This window comes from Pseudoroseomonas sp. WGS1072, assembly GCF_049340465.1.
Lineage (GTDB): Bacteria > Pseudomonadota > Alphaproteobacteria > Acetobacterales > Acetobacteraceae > Pseudoroseomonas.
This window is the reverse complement of sequence record NZ_JBMPSU010000001.1, coordinates 664,464-680,507: the sequence shown is the minus strand read 5'-3', so window position 1 is coordinate 680,507 and position 16,044 is coordinate 664,464. Positions and strand designations below refer to the sequence as shown.

Genomic DNA, 16,044 nt, shown 5'->3' with positions numbered 1-16,044 from the left:
AAGACCGGCTTCGACCGCTTAGGACGGTCGCAGGATGGCAGATTGAAGCCTCAAGCTGAAGCCAGTTTTGGTGTTCACGGTGGGACGCCGCAGGCCGCCTCGATGTCGCCACCGTGGTGGTGACGACTGGGCGGCCAACGAGGTTGGTCAGGCGGCGCGACCGAGGGCCTGCTTCCTGATTTCCTTCAAGAGCGGCTTGATCTGCTGGCGGCGCTCGTCCGGGTGCCGGGCGTGCAGGGCCTCCTGCCGGAGAATGGTCGCGATTTCCCCGAGGTCGAGTCCGAGTCGGGCGAGAGTCATGCCAAGCTTGAAGAAGGCGACGTTCCCCTCACCCGGCGAGGCGCTGCGCCACGCCTCGATGGCCGTGTCGCGCCGCTGCGCCAAGGACTTGATTGATCCGGCGGTCTGCTGGGCGAGAAGCCGCTCACTCAATACCTGCATCGGGGACAGCGTCTTGGCCTTATCGTCATTCGCCGGAACAGGCGGCACCGAGGCGGTGGCGGGCTGCACGATCTCGGGCTCCGGGCGCGCCCTGTTGGCGGCGGCCATGATCCACTGGTAGGGATCGAGCGGCGCGCGCCGCTCCTCGTGATGGTCGGTGAAGAAGCTGTCGGCCGGGTCCTTGGCCTGACACGGCAGGTAGAACAAGCTCGACGGCACCAGCTTGGACATGTCGAAGCCGTGGTGGAGGTTGGACTTCCGCTTGCGGCCATCGACCAACTGCTTGGCTGACCAGAACCCCGCCTTGTTCACCGCGTCGATGATCTGGCCGACGACGGCCTTGTAGGCCCGGACCGACAGCGGGATCGTCGTGGGGATAAAGACGCGCCAGCGCGGCTGGTCGCGGGTGCTGCTGTAGCTGTTGAAGATCGCCATCCGCAGGCGCGGGAACAGCCGGGCGAACTCGTCCGGGAGCAGGTCACCGCCGTCATTATCCAGCCAGACGCCCCAGACCGCGCGGATGTTGTCGAGGCCGCGCTGAGTGTCCTCGGACAAGTTCGGGTCGAAGATGGCCGGGCTGATGAGGGCGTTGTCCTGCTTGTTCTCAAACTGGTTGCCGTGGAAGTGGCGCAGGCCCTCGATGATGGTGTCCACGTCGCTCAAGGGCATGAAGTCGAAGGGCTTCGAGGCGAAGATCGAGGTGAAGATCGTCCCGGCCATGGCGTCCAAGTCGGTGCGGCCCATGGTGGTCAGGGTCTGGTCGCGCCCCCGGCCGAACTCAGTCATCTGCTGCCGAAGCTCCTGCGCGAGGGAAGCCAGCGGACCGATGGTCGGCGGGACGCCGTTGATCAGGGCAAGCTCGGTGGCGAGTTCATCCCGGAAGCGGTCCCGGTGCGCGGCCTTGCGATCAGCGTCGCAAAGGTGCTTGCGGCGGCGCCCGCCCTTGCCCTTGCTGGGCATGGCGGCCAAGCCGTCGAGGGGCTGCACAGCGCAGCCGGGGAACAGGTCGGCCAGCCAGTCGGCCGTGGAGCGGTCCATGACGATGGCGGTCTTGCGGGTCTGGTCGCCGGGATTTCGCACCGAGATGCGCATCACCGCCTGATAGACGGCCTGCCAGTAGCAGGCCCGCCGGACCTCGGTGCCATCGAGACCGGTGCTCTCAAGGAAGGCGAAATGCGCGGGCGGCGGGTTCAGGGCTGAGAGCACCGCGACGTTGTGGACGTTCTGGAAGCAGTTCAGCCCGTGCGGCGAATTCGGCAGGCGCCGGGCCTGCCCAGTGAACAAGTTGTCCGGGAGGTCCTTGTTGCCCATCCACACGAACGGCGTTTCCACGAAGGTGGCGCCGACGCTCTGGGCCACGTGGTCGAGCACCGTCCGGGGCTGGCCCTCGGAGACCACGTCGGTGGTGAGCGCCTTGTCGCGGAAGTTCTTGGACCAATCCTCCTCGGCGGCGTAGCGGATGGTCAGCAAGGACCCGTTCTCGTGGCGGGCGTAGCGCAGGTTCTTGCTGATGCGCTGGTGCGGCCGGAACTGGACCTGCTGGGCGATCCACAGATGGAACAGCGTCGATTCCTTGAAGCAGGCGCCCATGATAGTGGCGGACTTGAAGTCCTTGACCAACGAGGGGCTCAGCACCCCGAAGGTCCAGAGACTGCGCCGGTCACCAATGCCGTTGGTCAGATCGTAGAACTGGTGATCGAGAACATAGGTCCGCCAGTGCGGCGAGAGCAGCTTGCTGATGAAGTCCTCGAAGCGGTCCCAGACCTCGTCGCCATTCTTGTTGTCGAGCATGGCCTGCAACTGGGTCCGGTTCTTGGCCTCGACTCGTTCGTAGCGGGCGCCGACGAGACCGCTCTCATCGACCTGCGTCGAGATGCAGTTGGTGATGAGATGGTGGGTCTCGGCGAGGTTCAGTTCCTCGCACCAGTCGGCCTGCGGGATTTCATCGATCAGCAGGTGCCAGCGATCAGGCCGATAGAAGTAGGGCAAGCGCAGGAAGGCAGTGTGGGTGATGATCAGCACCTCGCCCTGCGACCCGGCGTGGGTGCAATGCTGAACAATGCGTCCAACGACGTTGGAACTGGTTCCGCTGCCATGCGATCCGTTGCCGTGGATCGCGTTCACCGGGACGGCGGGGCTGAGGGTGAGGAAGTCGGCCAGCGTCTGCTGGATCAGGGTGATGCTCGGCTGAACGAAAAGGACCTTGTGGCCCTGCTGAGCGAGATGGTGGGCGTGCCGGACGGCGGCGTGAGTCTTACCGCTCCCGGCCAAAGCATCAACGAAATGGACTAATAACACGAGAAAGAATAGCTCCGGAGGAACCCGCTAAGGTTTGACGGCTATCGGCGGGTTCTTGTGGAGTTCGTTTCAGGTCACGCGGGCCGGGACCGGGATTGGTCCCATGAAGTCTATTCCTGATCGAGTGCGTCCAACTCCCGCTCGGAGCCGGACACCAAACTGGCGTCCCGATACTTGTCGCACATCTGGATTCCAAAACGCCACCATGTTGTGAGGCCCTGCTGTGCGATCTGGGCGAGCAGCACGTCGTCCGGGTGCAGCACCTGATCCGCGAGACGAAACCTCCTTCTTATAAGGTGTTTTCGTCCCGCTATCTGGCCGGTGCCCTGCCAACACCAACGAGGTTTGGGGCACCAAGGAGGTTGGCTGGCTCTGATCAGGCCAGCCCCGGACCTCAAAGGAGGTTGTCGGCCCAGTGGTCGAACTCGGACTGGGCTCGGCGAGAGGCGCAGCCCACGTAGACCGTCCAGCGGTCGGGCTGCTTATCGAGTGTTCCAAGGACCCGGAGTTCGGGGCGGTCATCAACCATCCGGGTGAGACGGCGATGATCCGCAGGATCGATCTGGGTGACCGACACGTATGGGTGGGATTCGGGGATCGTGAAGAACGGCCTTAACTCGGCGTAGCGCATGGTGTTGTGGAACTTCTTGAAGGGGTTTGGCACCGCGAGGTGCGACCCTATTTAGCCGTGCAGCAAAGCGACGTTCTGGTGCGCCGCCACCTGCGCGGCGTCATCGCGCGGCGCTCCTGAAAAACGTCCGCCGCCTCCACGTTATGGTTGAACGTTGAACCAGCCGCCCCGTAGAATGCCTCTCATGCAGTGAATAGGTGCTGCATTCAAACACACACTGTGACCTTGACTATGACTTCGAACAAATTGCCCCAGAATAACGTGACGGGGCGCGACTACGACATTGTGTCCAAGGCTCTGGCCTACGCAATCACCACCATCGACAACTTGCCGCGCAGGCAGCAGGAGGGCAGCGACCGTGATGACATGGTGCTCCTGCTCGCTGCCATGAGGCCGGATGGGCATTGGTTCGGCGAGGAGATCATGACGGCACGGCGGCACATGGGACTTGAGCCCTGCCTGAGTCCGAAGGCTCGCCAGAAGCAGTTGAACTCCTACTTCGGATCGAGCGCGAAGCGGCCTCGCCGCATCTGATCCTCAGGCTGCTTGATCTCGCTGTTTGGGTAAGGCCAGTCCCTCAACCTCGTTGAGAGCCGAGCGGCTGGTCCGAGTTCAAACCTCGTTGGAAGTCGAGGTCGATGACGGGCTCTCGGCGTCGGTCTGGTTGTCCGAGACCATGGTCTCCGTCTCGGCCAGCCATTCGACGATGGCCTGCTCAAGCGTGCGCACGACATCGTCCCAATCCTCATCGGTCATCGGCGCCCGAAACTGGGCCAAGAAGTTCGGCCCCGGCATGGCGTCCTCATCGTCGAGGTCGAGTTCAAGGTGATGGTCATCATGCGCGGTCATGCGGTGGGCTCCGGGTTGGTGGTGCCGGTATTTACCTGCCCGGCCATGGAGCGCCGCACCTCACTGACCTTGGCCGCGCTGACCCGAAGCAACCGGGCCGTCTCCCGGACGCCACGACCCTCGGCAAGCGCGTCCCGGATGCGGTTGAGCTTGACGATGGAGATGGGCGGTCGTCCGAGACGCTTGCCTGCCGACCGCGCCCGGTCCAAGCCCGAAAAAATTCTGGCTTGTGTCATCGATCTCTCGAACTCGCTGAAAACGCTCAGCATTCCGTAGAGCGCACGACCGGACGGTGTGCTGGTATCCAGCGCCTGTTGGTGGAGATACAGGTCCACGCCACGGGCCTGAAGGTCACCTAGAAGGCCAACCAGATCGGGCAGTGACCGGCCGAGGCGGCAAACGCTCCATGCGGCCACGATGTCGAACTCGCGGCGCGTGACACCTTTTAATAGGGCATCGAGGCCGGGGCGCTGCTGCCGACCCTTGGCCCCCGAGATGCCCTCGTCCTTGTGGATGGCAACGATGGTCCAACCCAGCCGGGCCGCCGCCTCCTGTAGGGGCTGAAGTTGGTTCTCCACGGTCTGACCCCGGTCGGCGGTCGAGACCCGGACATAGAGCGCGGCGCGGCGGGGGCCGGGGGTGGCGGAGTGTCTCACTCGTCCACGATCTCATGGAACGCCGATCCGTCAACAAAAGCGGATGGTTCTGGATACGGCAAATTGAGCGGACGGAACCGAGGAAAATAGCCGGGTTCAGCGCCGCCCCGACAAAGGGGATTTCTGAACGACTGCCAATGCGCCCCCGGCGCGCCTCCGTGTCCCTGCGCCTCGGAACTCATGTCGAGGACGGAGTGCCGGGAGACCAGTTGCCGAATGGGGTCCAAGATATCCAGAACCCGCCAGTCCGCCGTCTCGTGCGACGCCCCGGCGGACCACCGACAAACCACCGGTTCTCGTAATCGCCGTCGCAGCACCATTCACCATGAACGGTGACGGCGGCCCACATGCGCGCCCTGTCTCGTTGCGCCCTCGCGCAAAACGGAGCTATCCTTCTGATTGAACGGGAGCATATAAGTCCCCACCGGATGTATTGCATGTGGGTTTGTCGTGTTCTCTGAATCAAAGGGCATTACTGTCGATGTGGCTGAAAGCAGAGATGCCGGGCCACGAGCAGGCCAGATAGTGGATCAGTCGAAGCGACTGTCCTGTGTTGGTCCGACCGCACCTACGTCGTTGCTAGGCAATTCTACTTTGCATCCATGGTTTTCGAATCTTTCTGGCGCCGAGCAGTCTCTACTTCGCGCGGGGATCAAGTTACATGGCGGTGGCCCGCATCAATCCAAGACCATGATGCTTGACGACCTCACCGCTGTCCTTGGTGCTCAGATGGAGCGGAAGCCGGTCGAGGCCATCATCGGCGAGAACCTGCTGGGCAAGCCGAGCGCCCGCGCCCGAGAGGTGGCAGCCGACCGGCTTGCTAAGCTCTACGGTCTCGGTGACGCGCCGCCGCCGATCAGTCTGGCTCTATTCAGCCTTTGGCGACGTGATCTGCCGGGACGCCCGCTGCTGGCGCTGCTGTGCGCACTAGCCCGCGACCCTACCTTCCGCGACGGGGCCGACCCGGTGTTGGATGCTGCGCCGGGGGCTCAGGTCCGTTCTCCCGCACTTGCCGCAGCCTATGAAGCGCGCCATCCCGGACGCTTCGGTCCCAAGATGACAGCTTCCCTCGCCCGGAACGCGGCGTCCTCGTGGACGCAGGCTGGCTACTTGTCAGGCGCCGTGCGCAAGACGCGAGTCCGCGTCAAGCCGACGCCGACCACCGCCGCCTATGCCGCGCTGCTGGCCCGCCTATGCGGATTCGGGGGCGCCCGCCTGCTCGGAAGCCGCTGGCTCGACGTTCTCGACTGCCCGACCGAAGAACGTCTCGGACTACTCCGACAGGCGGAAGGCTTGGGGCTGGCGCGTGTGCGCAGCGCCGGGGACGTGCTGGAAATCGAGGTCCGCCGACCAATGGCGGACGCCTTGGGAGTCCCTGAACTTGTCAGCGGTTGACGACCTCCTAGCTGCCTTCGGCGAGCGACTGCGCGTGCCTTGGCGGCCTGACGAACCCGCCCTCGGGCGCGTGTGGATGCTCTGGTATGCCAAGGAGCACGAGCGCCGGGTCCGAGGTCGGATTGGTGAGTTCCGCCTCGCGGCGCTGAACGCCGATAAGGGGTGGCACGAACTTGACCTTGCGCCGCTGTTCGGCCAATGGATCGTATCGCAGCCGTGGTTCGAACGTGCCGCGCGCCGACCGGCCACGCTCTCGACGGTGATTGGGCAGTTCGAGGCGGCCGTCGCCGACCGTGTCCGCCTCACCCTGACCGCTTGCGGGCCGAACGACATTCTCGCCTTGACCGGCGTTGCGTCCCTGTTCGGGCTGATACGGGCGCAGGACCTCGTTCGCAGAGTCACCGACTCTACGCAGGTGCCCGGCCGGTTGCTGCTGGCCTTCCCCGGCGTCCATCGCGACGGCATCTATCGGATGCTTGATGCGCGCGATGGTTACAACTACCTCGCCGTCCCAATCCCTTCCGCCGATGTGGTCTGACCTATGACGCTGAACCGCGACGTTCTCGCGCGTGACCCCTTGTCCTTTGCCCTCGCGGATGGCGGCGTGGCGAAGGTGTCTTTCCCGCCCTCGCCGGACGAGCTTCCCGTGCTGCGGGAACAGTTGAGCATGTTCGTCTGCGAAGGCGCCTACGCTGACGCGCTACGGCGTATTCTCGAAGGTTACGTTGCGGTTGCTGGGGGCAAGACCGACACGCCAGCGGCATGGATCAGCGGCTTTTACGGGTCCGGCAAGAGCCTATTGGCAGCGATGCTCGGGGCGCTCTGGACCGACTTCCGCTTTTCGGATGGCGCGTCAGCGGAAGGCTTGATCCATAATATCCCCGACGACCTGCGCGCCGCCCTGAAGGAATTGCGGACCAAGGCGAAGCGGTTCGGCGCGGACCTCGTCGTCGGCGGCACCACGCTAGGACGCGGCGCCGGGGACCCGGTGAAGGCGGTGTTCAGCGTCATCATGCGGGCGGCCGGACTGCCTGCGACCTCGGACCTGCGCCCGATGCTGTTTGCCCTGTGGCTTGCCGAACAGGGCGTGCTTGATGCCGTGCGCGCATCCCTCGGCGATGCCTTTCCCACTGCCCTCGAAGCATTCCTGTTGGACGAACGTATCGCGAAAGCCACCTTGGCCGCGAAGCCGTCGCTGGCTCCCGATCCCGATACGCTCATGGATCGGCTGAACAACCTATTTGCCAACGAGCCGGAGCCAACCCCTGATCTACTGATCGAGAAGGCGCGGCAGGCATTGACGCTGGGCGGTCGGGACATCCCGCTGACACTGATTATCCTCGATGAGGTTCAGCAGTTTCTCCGCGAGGATTCGGACCGGACGCTGACCATCCAACTAATTGCAGAAGGCTTGGCTGCGAAGCTCAAAGGTCGGGTCCTGCTAGTTTGCACGGGCCAGTCAGCACTAGGCGACATCCCGTATCTGGAAAAGCTGCTCGGCCGCTTTCCGATGCGCCACCCCCTCGGCTCGGCCGACATCAACAGCGTCGTGCGCAAGACTATCCTCCGCAAGAGCGACACCGCCCGCCCGCAGATTGAGGCGATGCTGAACGTGCGGTCTGGCGAGATCGACAAGCACCTCCAAGGTTCCATCCTCAAGCGCACGGAAGCCGACCGCAAGGAAGCGGTTGCCGACTGGCCCCTGCTCTCGACCCGGCGCAAGCTGTGGGAGCGGGTTATGCAGGAGTTGGACCGGTCGGGGCTGGGCGCCACCCTTCGGAGTCAGCTTCGGCTGACCCTCGACGCGGTGCGGCAATATGGCCCCCGCGAACTGGGCGTTGCCGTGCCCGGCGATTTCCTGCTTGAGACATTCGGCGCCGAGGCGCTATCGCGTCAACTTATCGGCCGTGAGTTCTTTGACAAAGTCGAAACGCTGCGTGCCGAGGCTGGCGACGGCCCCCTGAAGGCACGCATCCTGCTGGTCGTCTATATGCTGGCGAAGATCGCGGGCGATGCTGAGACGCATGGTGTGCGCGCAACGCCCGAGATCATTGCCGACCTGCTGATCGAAAACCTCGGTGATGCCGCCGCGCTGCGCGCCAAGATTCCCCAACTGCTCGCAACGCTGCGCGCTGAGGGCTACCTAATCGATGTCGGCGATGAGTGGCGCCTTCAGAGCAAGGAAAGTGCTGAATGGCAGGTGGCCTATAACAAGGCGCACGCTGAGGAAGCAGGCGATGTGAACGGTATCGCGCGTTACCGCCAGCAACTTCTCGAAACTGCGCTTGAAGCGGCCCTAGCCACCGCTGGACAAGTTGTGCAAGGCGCGTCTAAGGCCGCCCGCAAAATCGAGCGCGTCTATGGTGATGCGAAGCCCTCAGGCTCCGGCCTCGTGCTGCGGCTCTGGAACGGCTGGGAGCACGGCGCCGCGACCCTGAACGACATCAAGGCGGCGGATGTCGCAAAGGACGCCACGCTGCACATGATGGTCCCCTCCCACCGGAGCAAGGACCTCTCCGAAGCCATCGTAACCCTGCGCGCGGTTCCGGTGGTGATGCAACGGCAAGGTGTGCCCAGCACCGACGGCGGCAAGGAGGCCAAGGCCGCCATGCAGGCGCGGCTTGACCGGGCACAACAGACGGCGAACGAAATCCTCGCTGAGGCGGTCGCCGACGCCAAGGTCCTGATCGCAGGCGGGCGCGAGATCGGCATCGGGCAGTCGCGCGCCGACGCGGTGAAGGATGCCGCCCAGCAGGTGCTCGACCGCCTTTATCCCGATTTCGCCACGGCCGATCACGCGGGATGGGATCGGGTGGTGACGAAGGCAAAGGCCCGCCAGCCGGATGCCATCAAGGAGGTTGGACATCAGGGCGAGCCGCAGGATCACACTGTGTGTAAGGCGCTGCTCCGCGCCCTCGGAAGCGGTAAGCGTGGCTCCGACCTGCGGACGCTGTTCGGCGCCCCACCCTATGGATGGCCGCGAGAGGCGGTCGATGGCGGGCTGCGCGTGCTCGCTCTTGCCGGGCAGGTGAAGGTCGCTGACGCAAACCACAAGCCGACCGATCTGGCTGCCCTGAACGACACCCAACTCGGCACCTGCCAGTTCACCGCCGAGAGCCGACCGCCAACAATGAAGGAGAAGCTCGCCCTGCGCGGGCTTGGCGCGGCGCTCGGAATTAAAATCGCGGCCGGTGAGGAACTCGTTCATCTTCGGGCCATCGTGGATGCCTTGGAGGCGCTGGCTCGCGAAGCCGGGGGCGAGCCCCCGTCGCCGCCCGCGCCCAGCGTGCCGGGACAGGCGGCCTATCATGCCGCGTCTGGTAACGACCTGCTGGTGGAACTGGCTGCCCGCGCGACCGAGCTAGGAACGCTGATTCCGCAATGGCAGGCGGCTCGGAAGCTCCGGGCGGAGCGCCTTCGCAACTGGACCCTTGCGACCGCGCTCATTGGCCTTGGCGCCAAGAGCCACGCGGCCGAGGCCGATGCGATCCGTGCCAACCGGAGCTTACTGGACGAGACAAACCCGGTTGCCGCTCTCGTCGCCGCTGCGGCGGAGACGCTCCGCGCCGAGGCCCACGCCGCATTCAAGGTTTGGCAGGAGGTGTGGACGGAAGGGGAAGCCCGGCTGAAAGCCGACGCGGCGTGGAACAAGATCGACGAGACGAAGCGGCACGAGTTGCGGCAGGAACACCGGCTCCTGCCGGTCCCGGAACCGGACCTCAGTTCGCCCGAGAAAATCGTCGAAAGCCTCACCGCGCGCGGGCTCGGCCAGTGGCGCGATATGGCCGCCGCGCACCCGGCGCGGATTGAGGAAGCCCTCTGCGACGCGGCCGTCGAACTGGAACCAAAGATGCAGATGGTGTCGATCCCTCGCCCCGTCCTCAAAACAGGTGACGATCTCACGACGTGGCTAGACAATCTCCGCGCAGAGATTGAGCCCCGTCTGCTTGCTGGCCCCGTTCTACCGACCGCGTGACCGTTATGCCCTTTCTCAACAAGACCCTCCGCCGCCAACTCGCCACCGCCATCCAAGAGGCTCGACTGGTCGCCGAGGAAGGCGCGGCCGATGCCGTTCGCCGTCTCGGGGTGATGGATGAGGTCGCGCCCGCCTATCTCCGTGAGGAGGACCGCGAGCTACGCCGCAAGCTGCGTGCTCATGCTCGCAGCCTCGGTGATAACTGGGATGGAAAGGTCCTGACCTCAGTCACTCGCCTCGTGGAGACAACGGCGTTCGAGCACTGGCACCGGATGTTGTTCGGCCGCTTCCTCGTGGAGCGGGGGCTTCTGGTTCATCCCGAGCTTGGCGTCGCTATCGCGCGCGAGGAACTAGGTGAGTTGGCTGCCGAGGAAGGGCTGCCGGACGAATGGGCGCTGGTGGAGCGCATCGCCGCCCCGGCGCTGCCCGCCGTGTTCAAGCCCGAGGACCCGGTGCTCGCCATGACGCTCGCGCCGGAGTTCTCGAAGCAATTGCGCGACATCGTGGTCAGCTTGCCGACCGAGGTGTTTACGGCGGATGATTCGCTCGGCTGGACCTACCAGTTCTGGCGGGCGGCCGAGAAAGACGCGGTAAACAAGTCCGGCGTCAAGATCGGTTCGCACGAACTACCCGCCGTGACGCAGTTGTTTACCGAGAGCTACATGGTGCAGTTCCTTCTGCACAACACGCTTGGAGCGTGGTGGGCAGGAAAGGTGCTGGCAGCAGACCCCACGCTCGCATCCTATGCCGAGGACGAGGACACTCTCCGGGCGGCGTGCTCACTGCCGGGCGTCGAGTGGGACTATCTCCGCTTCGTCCGCGAGGGGGAGGCACAGGACGGGCCGTGGCGCCCGGCGGCGGGAACCTTTCCCGGTTGGCCAATGCGTGCGGCCGAGATCACCTTCTGCGATCCATGCTGCGGATCGGGCCACTTTCTGACGGAAGGGTTCGCCATTCTCGTTGCCCTGCGGCAACGGGAGGACGGGCTGTCGCCCGCTGATGCCGTGCAGGCGGTGTTGCGGGACAACCTGCACGGGCTGGAACTCGACGGCCGTTGCGTCCAGATCGCTGCCTTCAACGTGGCGTTGGTTGGGTGGAAGCTGGCAGGCGAGCCGATTGCACTGCCTGCCCCGCACGTTGCGTGGATCGGCGCTCCGCCTCCGATGTCCAGAGCCGAGATGGCAGCCCTTGGGAACGGTGATCTGGGCCTACGGCGTGCGCTTGAGGCGCTCCATGATCAGTTTGCAGAGGCACCTATTCTCGGTAGCCTGCTTGAGATAGGCGCACGGAATCTGTTCGATGCCGATTTGCGCGAAAGAGGTGAAGCGGCTTTCGTGAAACTGCAACGGGCCGAACCTGAGCGGGCGGAAGGTGCGGTGGCCGCCCGTGGGCTGTTCGACGCTGCCGCGATCCTTGGACAACGCTACGTGCTTCTGGCGACCAATGTGCCGTTTCTCGGGCGCGGTAGGCAGAGATTTGAACTGGCAGATTTTATCGCAAGAAGAATGCCAAAAGCCAAAGCTGATCTGGCCACTGCAATGCTCCTACGGATGCAGCAGATGGCTGCTGCGGGTGGTGCTGTGGCAAGCATCGCGCCGCAGAACTGGTTGTATATCAATGCCTACGCTGGGTTTAGAGAAAATTTTCTTAATGAAACGAGTTTTGCCGTCGTGGCGGGGCTTGGTTCGCGCGCGTTCGAAACCATAACGGGCGAAGTTGTAAATCCTGCCCTCGTCATATTCAGCAACGCCATCCCAATCAAATCGACCGAATTCGCTGCATTTGACGCAAATGGAGTAAGCGAATACGACGAGAAGAAGGCCGTATTGTCGAAATGGTCTTATCGCAAGCTGAAGCAGGCAGATCAAAAGCGCAATCCGCAGCACGCGATCCGCACGTCGGCTTCAAGTGAGTTGCCCTTGCTCAGTCTGTTCGCGGATAGCTGGCAGGGCATCGTAACAAGCGACAACAATAGATATATGAGGAAGTTCTGGGAAGTTTCTCCCCCTAGTTCAGGATGGGAATACTGTGTCACAAGCCCAGAATCGACTGCTGATTACGTTAGCCGAGACACAATGCTCTGGTGGCGAGGCGGCGCTGGTCCACTACACGCTGAGGGAAAGGCACACAACTTTCCGCCCAAGAGTGCGCTCGGCCGTCGTGGTGTGTTGGCTTCGCAGATGGGCGACATGCGGGTGACGCTGTATGATGGAGAAATTTTCAACGATAAGAGTGTCCCCATCATTCCCTTTCGAGATGAACACCTGCCAGCCATCTACTGTTATCTGCAAGATGATAGTTTTTCTGTAAATGTCCGGGAGATAACGAGGAATCTCCACATTCCCAATCAATACTTACTGAAAGTTCCGTTTGACCTTCCGAAATGGGAAGCGGTTGCCTCTGAACGGTTTCCAGCGGGGTTGCCGGAACCGTATTCTGACGATCCGACGCAATGGCTTTTTCATGGCCATCCCGCATTCGCGGAAACCGGCACCGAACTTCACGTCGGCCTTGCTCACATAGCTGGTTTCCGCTGGCCCGCCCAAACAGACTCAAGCTTAAGACTTAGCCTTCTGGCGAAGAAGCGAGCAGCGCTTGCTGCCTCACTTCCTGCCGCCGACGCGGACGGATTGCTGACGATACACGCGAACGGAACTGACCGCTCCCTCGCAGACCGTTTGCGCGCTCTACTAAGCGCTGCTTATGGTGCCTCGTTAACGCCTGCACGGGAAGCCGAGCTTGTGCGCGCAGCAGATGCGAAGCTCGACAGGAAGGAAGCCCGCGATGTGAGCTTGGAGGGCTGGCTCCGCGACCGAGCCTTCCGCCAGCATTGTCTGCTGTTCCAGAACCGCCCGTTCCTTTGGCACGTGTGGGACGGACTCAAGGACGGCTTTTCGGCCCTCCTGCACTGCCACCGACTCGACCACGCTGCGATGGAGAAGCTGACTTACACGCTGCTGGGCGATTGGATCGCCCGTGCCAAGGCGGAAGGCAACACGGCGCGGGATGAGCGCGCTCGGCAACTTCAACAAAATCTGGTGGCGATCATCGAGGGCGAGCCGCCGTTCGACATTTTCGTTCGCTGGAAGCCGCTGGCGGCGCAGCCGGTTGGGTGGATGCCTGATCTCGACGATGGCGTTCGGCTCAACATCCGCCCCTTCATGACGGCTGGAATCCTTCGGGAGCAGCCGAAGGGAATCGCGTGGGGCAAGGACCGGGGCACGGATGTCAAGTCCGCGCCGTGGTATCACCTCGGTCCGAAGTTCGGCGGAAAGCAGGGGGACCGCATCAACGACCACCACGTCACGCTGGCCGAGAAGCGCTAAGCCCAGACGGGCAAGGGCAAAACCCGTGCGGCCTGATCCGGGAGAGCGGGAATGACTTCCGCCCGCTCGGTCCGGCCCCGTTGACGTGATGGTCGCCTTGGTTGGCGGCAGCAGGCGGCGAATGGTGCGGGTGGCGTAGCTGCGCCCGTGCCGCGACACCGCACCACAGCAGGACAGGACGGAGTGAACACCCCCCTCGACGCACTTGCGGAGGCCCTGAAGGCCGCCGCTGCCCACAATCCGGCTGCCGAGGCGGCGCCGGACGCCATCGTCTGGTGCGATGCCACGGGCGACTTCGCGCCGATCCTACCGGCCCTGCGTGGACGCCTGCCGGGCCTGTTGACCTTCGGCGGTTACGACCTCGCGGCGCGAACCGGTCCGGCGCTGTGGCTGCGTGCCGCCGCTGTGCGGCAGGTCCCCGGCATGGAATGGCCGGTGGGGGAGCCGCCGATCATCTACCTGCCGGGCCACGCCCGCGACGTGCTGCGCGGCGCCGAGGACTGCCCGCCCGAGCTTGCGCCGTTGGTCTGGTTCGCCGTCTCGGGGGTGTTCTTCGGCCAGCCGAAACAGGCTCGGGATTGGACGTTGCGCGGCTTCCTCGCGGCGCAGGGCAGTCCGGTCGGCGTCGATCTGCCGGAGGACGCAGCAACCCGCTCGGCCCTGTTGCGGGCCGCCCCCCGTCTGTTCGCCGAGCCCATCGCATCGCTGAAGGGCAAGCGGTGGGACGCGGCGGCGCTCGATGGGCTGCTGGTCGAGAACCCCGTTGCCGACATGCTGGCGTGGATCGACGGCGCGCTGACCCGCGAGGCCGACCCTGCCCGGTTCGACGCCTTCGCCGGGCTCGCCACGAAGCAGTTCGGCGGCTTCGACCCCCGCAAAAAAACCCGACAGGACGCCGCTGCGCGGCTTGTCAGCAAGGAGAAGGCGTGGGGCAAGGTCTGGGATCGCTTCGCCGAGGCGAACACCGGCTACAACGAGGTGGTCCGCCTGCTGGGCTTCGAGGAGCCGCAAGGCGACCTTCTCTCGGTGCCGGACGCTTATCCCGCCGAGAACACGCGCCTAGAGAAGGCGCTCCGCGCGGCGTTGCTCGCCCTCGACGGCAAGGCGGCCTCGGCAGCGGCGAAGGCGATCCGCGATCTGGAAATCAGCCACGGTTGGCGGCGGGACACCGTCTGGGGCAAGCGAGGTGAGGCCCGGCTCGCCTTCGTGCTGGCACATCTCGCCGTGATCGCGGATGCGGCCCTGTTACCAGCGCACGACACCACGGCGATGGCCGACACCTATGCCGCGACCGGCTGGAAGGTGGATGCGGCAGCGATGGCGGCGCTCAATTTGGCCCGCAACGGAGAAGATCGGGATGCGGTGATCGCGGCTCTGCGGGCGCTCTATCTGCCGTGGGTGGACGAGAACGCCACCGCCATGCAGGCCCTCGCCTTGGCGGACAAGGTTCCCTTCGCCCGGCCTGAGCAGGTCGCCGTCTCCACGGCCAGCACCGCGTGGCTGTTCGTGGATGGCTTGCGCATGGACCTCGCGCATGGCCTCGTCGAACGGTTGCAGACAGCAGGGGCGGCGGTGACGCTAAGGTGGCGCTGGTCAGGCTTCCCCACGATCACGGCGACCTGCAAGGCTCTGGCCTCCCCTGCGGCGGGTTTGCTGGCCGCCGGTCCCGTGGAGGACCTGCTGCCGACATTCGGTGGCAAGGGCGCGAACAAGCCGGTGCTGGTGAAAGCCATTGAGGCGGCGGGCTGGTCGTGCGCCGAAACCTTGATCGGCGACGCACCGATCTGGTGCGAGGCGGGCTCCTTCGATGAGGAGGGACATGCACTCGGGGCGAAGCTCGCCGCGCAGGTCAAGGACGGGATTGAGGAGATCGCCGGAGTCGTCCTGCGGCTGGCGAAGGCGGGGCGTCGCGTGCGGATCGTCACCGATCACGGCTGGTTGCTGATGCCGGGCGGGCTCCCTCATGCCGCGCTTCCGGCCGGGCTTGTGGTGCCGTCCGGCAAGGCGAACCGGGTCGCCATCCTGAAGGAAGGGGCAGCAACGGGCTATGCCCGGTTGCCATGGAGTTGGGACGAGGCCGTCCACCTGACCACGCCGCCCGGCGCGCGCACGTTCTTCAACGGGACCGAATACGCCCACGGCGGCGTCAGCCCACAGGAATGCGTGCTGCCAATCATTGATGTTGCGCTTGCAAACGCGGCGCCGCCGGTTGCCCTCTCCGTGAAATGGCGCAACCTCATGGTGAAGGTGCGTGTGGAAGGGGGCGCTGGGCTGATGGCCGATGTGCGCTTGGGGGCGGATACCTCCGGCGCCAGTGCGTTGATCAAGGGGCCGAAGGCGCTCGACGACGCGGGCGAGGCCAACCTCGGCGTGGACGGCGACCACGAAGGACAGACCGTCTGCGTGGTAGTCTACCGCCCCGAGACGCCGCACGACATCGCGGCGAAGCTGGTTACGAAGGCTGGGGGCTGA

Annotated in this window: 10 protein-coding genes; 6 read left to right on the top strand and 4 right to left on the bottom strand. The window is 64.5% G+C overall.

What is annotated here, in order from left to right:
• Positions 1 to 147 precede the first annotated feature (147 nt).
• Entirely contained in the window at positions 148 to 2,739 is a 2,592-nt protein-coding gene (locus ACF3NH_RS03270) for a DEAD/DEAH box helicase family protein (RefSeq protein ID WP_422921841.1), read from the bottom strand.
• Between the two features lie 394 nt (positions 2,740 to 3,133).
• A complete protein-coding gene (locus tag ACF3NH_RS03265) occupies positions 3,134 to 3,370 on the bottom strand; it encodes a hypothetical protein (protein WP_422921842.1) in 237 nt (78 codons plus the stop codon).
• A 261-nt stretch (positions 3,371 to 3,631) separates the two neighbouring features.
• Here ACF3NH_RS03265 and ACF3NH_RS03260 point away from each other — a divergent pair, with 261 nt between their 5' ends.
• Entirely contained in the window at positions 3,632 to 3,904 is a 273-nt protein-coding gene (locus ACF3NH_RS03260; RefSeq protein ID WP_422921843.1) for a hypothetical protein, read from the top strand.
• A gap of 78 nt (positions 3,905 to 3,982) precedes the next feature.
• Here ACF3NH_RS03260 and ACF3NH_RS03255 read toward each other — a convergent pair whose 3' ends face one another.
• Positions 3,983 to 4,219: a hypothetical protein gene (locus ACF3NH_RS03255; RefSeq protein WP_422921844.1), complete on the bottom strand. Its 237-nt coding sequence runs from the start codon at positions 4,217 to 4,219 to the stop codon at positions 3,983 to 3,985.
• The gene (locus tag ACF3NH_RS03250) at positions 4,216 to 4,875 is read right to left on the bottom strand and encodes a recombinase family protein (RefSeq protein ID WP_422921845.1); all 660 of its coding nucleotides are present in this window, start codon (positions 4,873 to 4,875) and stop codon (positions 4,216 to 4,218) included. Before ACF3NH_RS03250 ends, ACF3NH_RS03255 begins: the two co-directional genes overlap by 4 nt.
• A 690-nt stretch (positions 4,876 to 5,565) precedes the next feature.
• On the opposite strand from ACF3NH_RS03250, the gene ACF3NH_RS03245 reads away from it, so the two are divergent.
• The 5 genes from ACF3NH_RS03245 (at position 5,566) to pglZ (ending at position 16,044) form a co-directional block, all read left to right on the top strand.
• Positions 5,566 to 6,270 (top strand): hypothetical protein, encoded by a 705-nt coding sequence (locus ACF3NH_RS03245; RefSeq protein ID WP_422921851.1) that lies wholly within the window; start codon positions 5,566 to 5,568, stop codon positions 6,268 to 6,270.
• 76 nt (positions 6,271 to 6,346) lie between these two features.
• The gene (locus ACF3NH_RS03240; protein WP_422921850.1) at positions 6,347 to 6,808 is read left to right on the top strand and encodes a hypothetical protein; all 462 of its coding nucleotides are present in this window, start codon (positions 6,347 to 6,349) and stop codon (positions 6,806 to 6,808) included.
• Positions 6,809 to 6,811: 3 nt separating this feature from the next.
• Positions 6,812 to 10,246 (top strand): BREX system P-loop protein BrxC, encoded by a 3,435-nt coding sequence (gene brxC / locus ACF3NH_RS03235; RefSeq protein ID WP_422921849.1) that lies wholly within the window; start codon positions 6,812 to 6,814, stop codon positions 10,244 to 10,246.
• Between the two features lie 5 nt (positions 10,247 to 10,251).
• Positions 10,252 to 13,572, top strand: a complete 3,321-nt coding sequence (locus ACF3NH_RS03230) for a BREX-1 system adenine-specific DNA-methyltransferase PglX (protein WP_422921848.1) — start codon at positions 10,252 to 10,254, stop codon at positions 13,570 to 13,572.
• A 183-nt stretch (positions 13,573 to 13,755) separates the two neighbouring features.
• Positions 13,756 to 16,044 carry a BREX-1 system phosphatase PglZ type B gene (gene pglZ / locus ACF3NH_RS03225; protein ID WP_422921847.1) on the top strand — a complete coding sequence of 763 codons (2,289 nt, stop codon included), beginning with the start codon at positions 13,756 to 13,758 and terminating at the stop codon, positions 16,042 to 16,044.

What these genes read in the sequence shown, in the direction of transcription:
- ACF3NH_RS03255 (WP_422921844.1), bottom strand. Translation starts at nt 4,219, where the DNA reads ATGACCGCGCATGATGACCATCACCTTGAACTCGACCTCGACGATGAG.
- ACF3NH_RS03245 (WP_422921851.1), top strand. Translation starts at nt 5,566, where the DNA reads ATGATGCTTGACGACCTCACCGCTGTCCTTGGTGCTCAGATGGAGCGG.
- brxC (WP_422921849.1), top strand. Translation starts at nt 6,812, where the DNA reads ATGACGCTGAACCGCGACGTTCTCGCGCGTGACCCCTTGTCCTTTGCC.
- ACF3NH_RS03230 (WP_422921848.1), top strand. Translation starts at nt 10,252, where the DNA reads ATGCCCTTTCTCAACAAGACCCTCCGCCGCCAACTCGCCACCGCCATC.
- ACF3NH_RS03240 (WP_422921850.1), top strand. Translation starts at nt 6,347, where the DNA reads ATGCTCTGGTATGCCAAGGAGCACGAGCGCCGGGTCCGAGGTCGGATT.
- ACF3NH_RS03265 (WP_422921842.1), bottom strand. Translation starts at nt 3,370, where the DNA reads ATGCGCTACGCCGAGTTAAGGCCGTTCTTCACGATCCCCGAATCCCAC.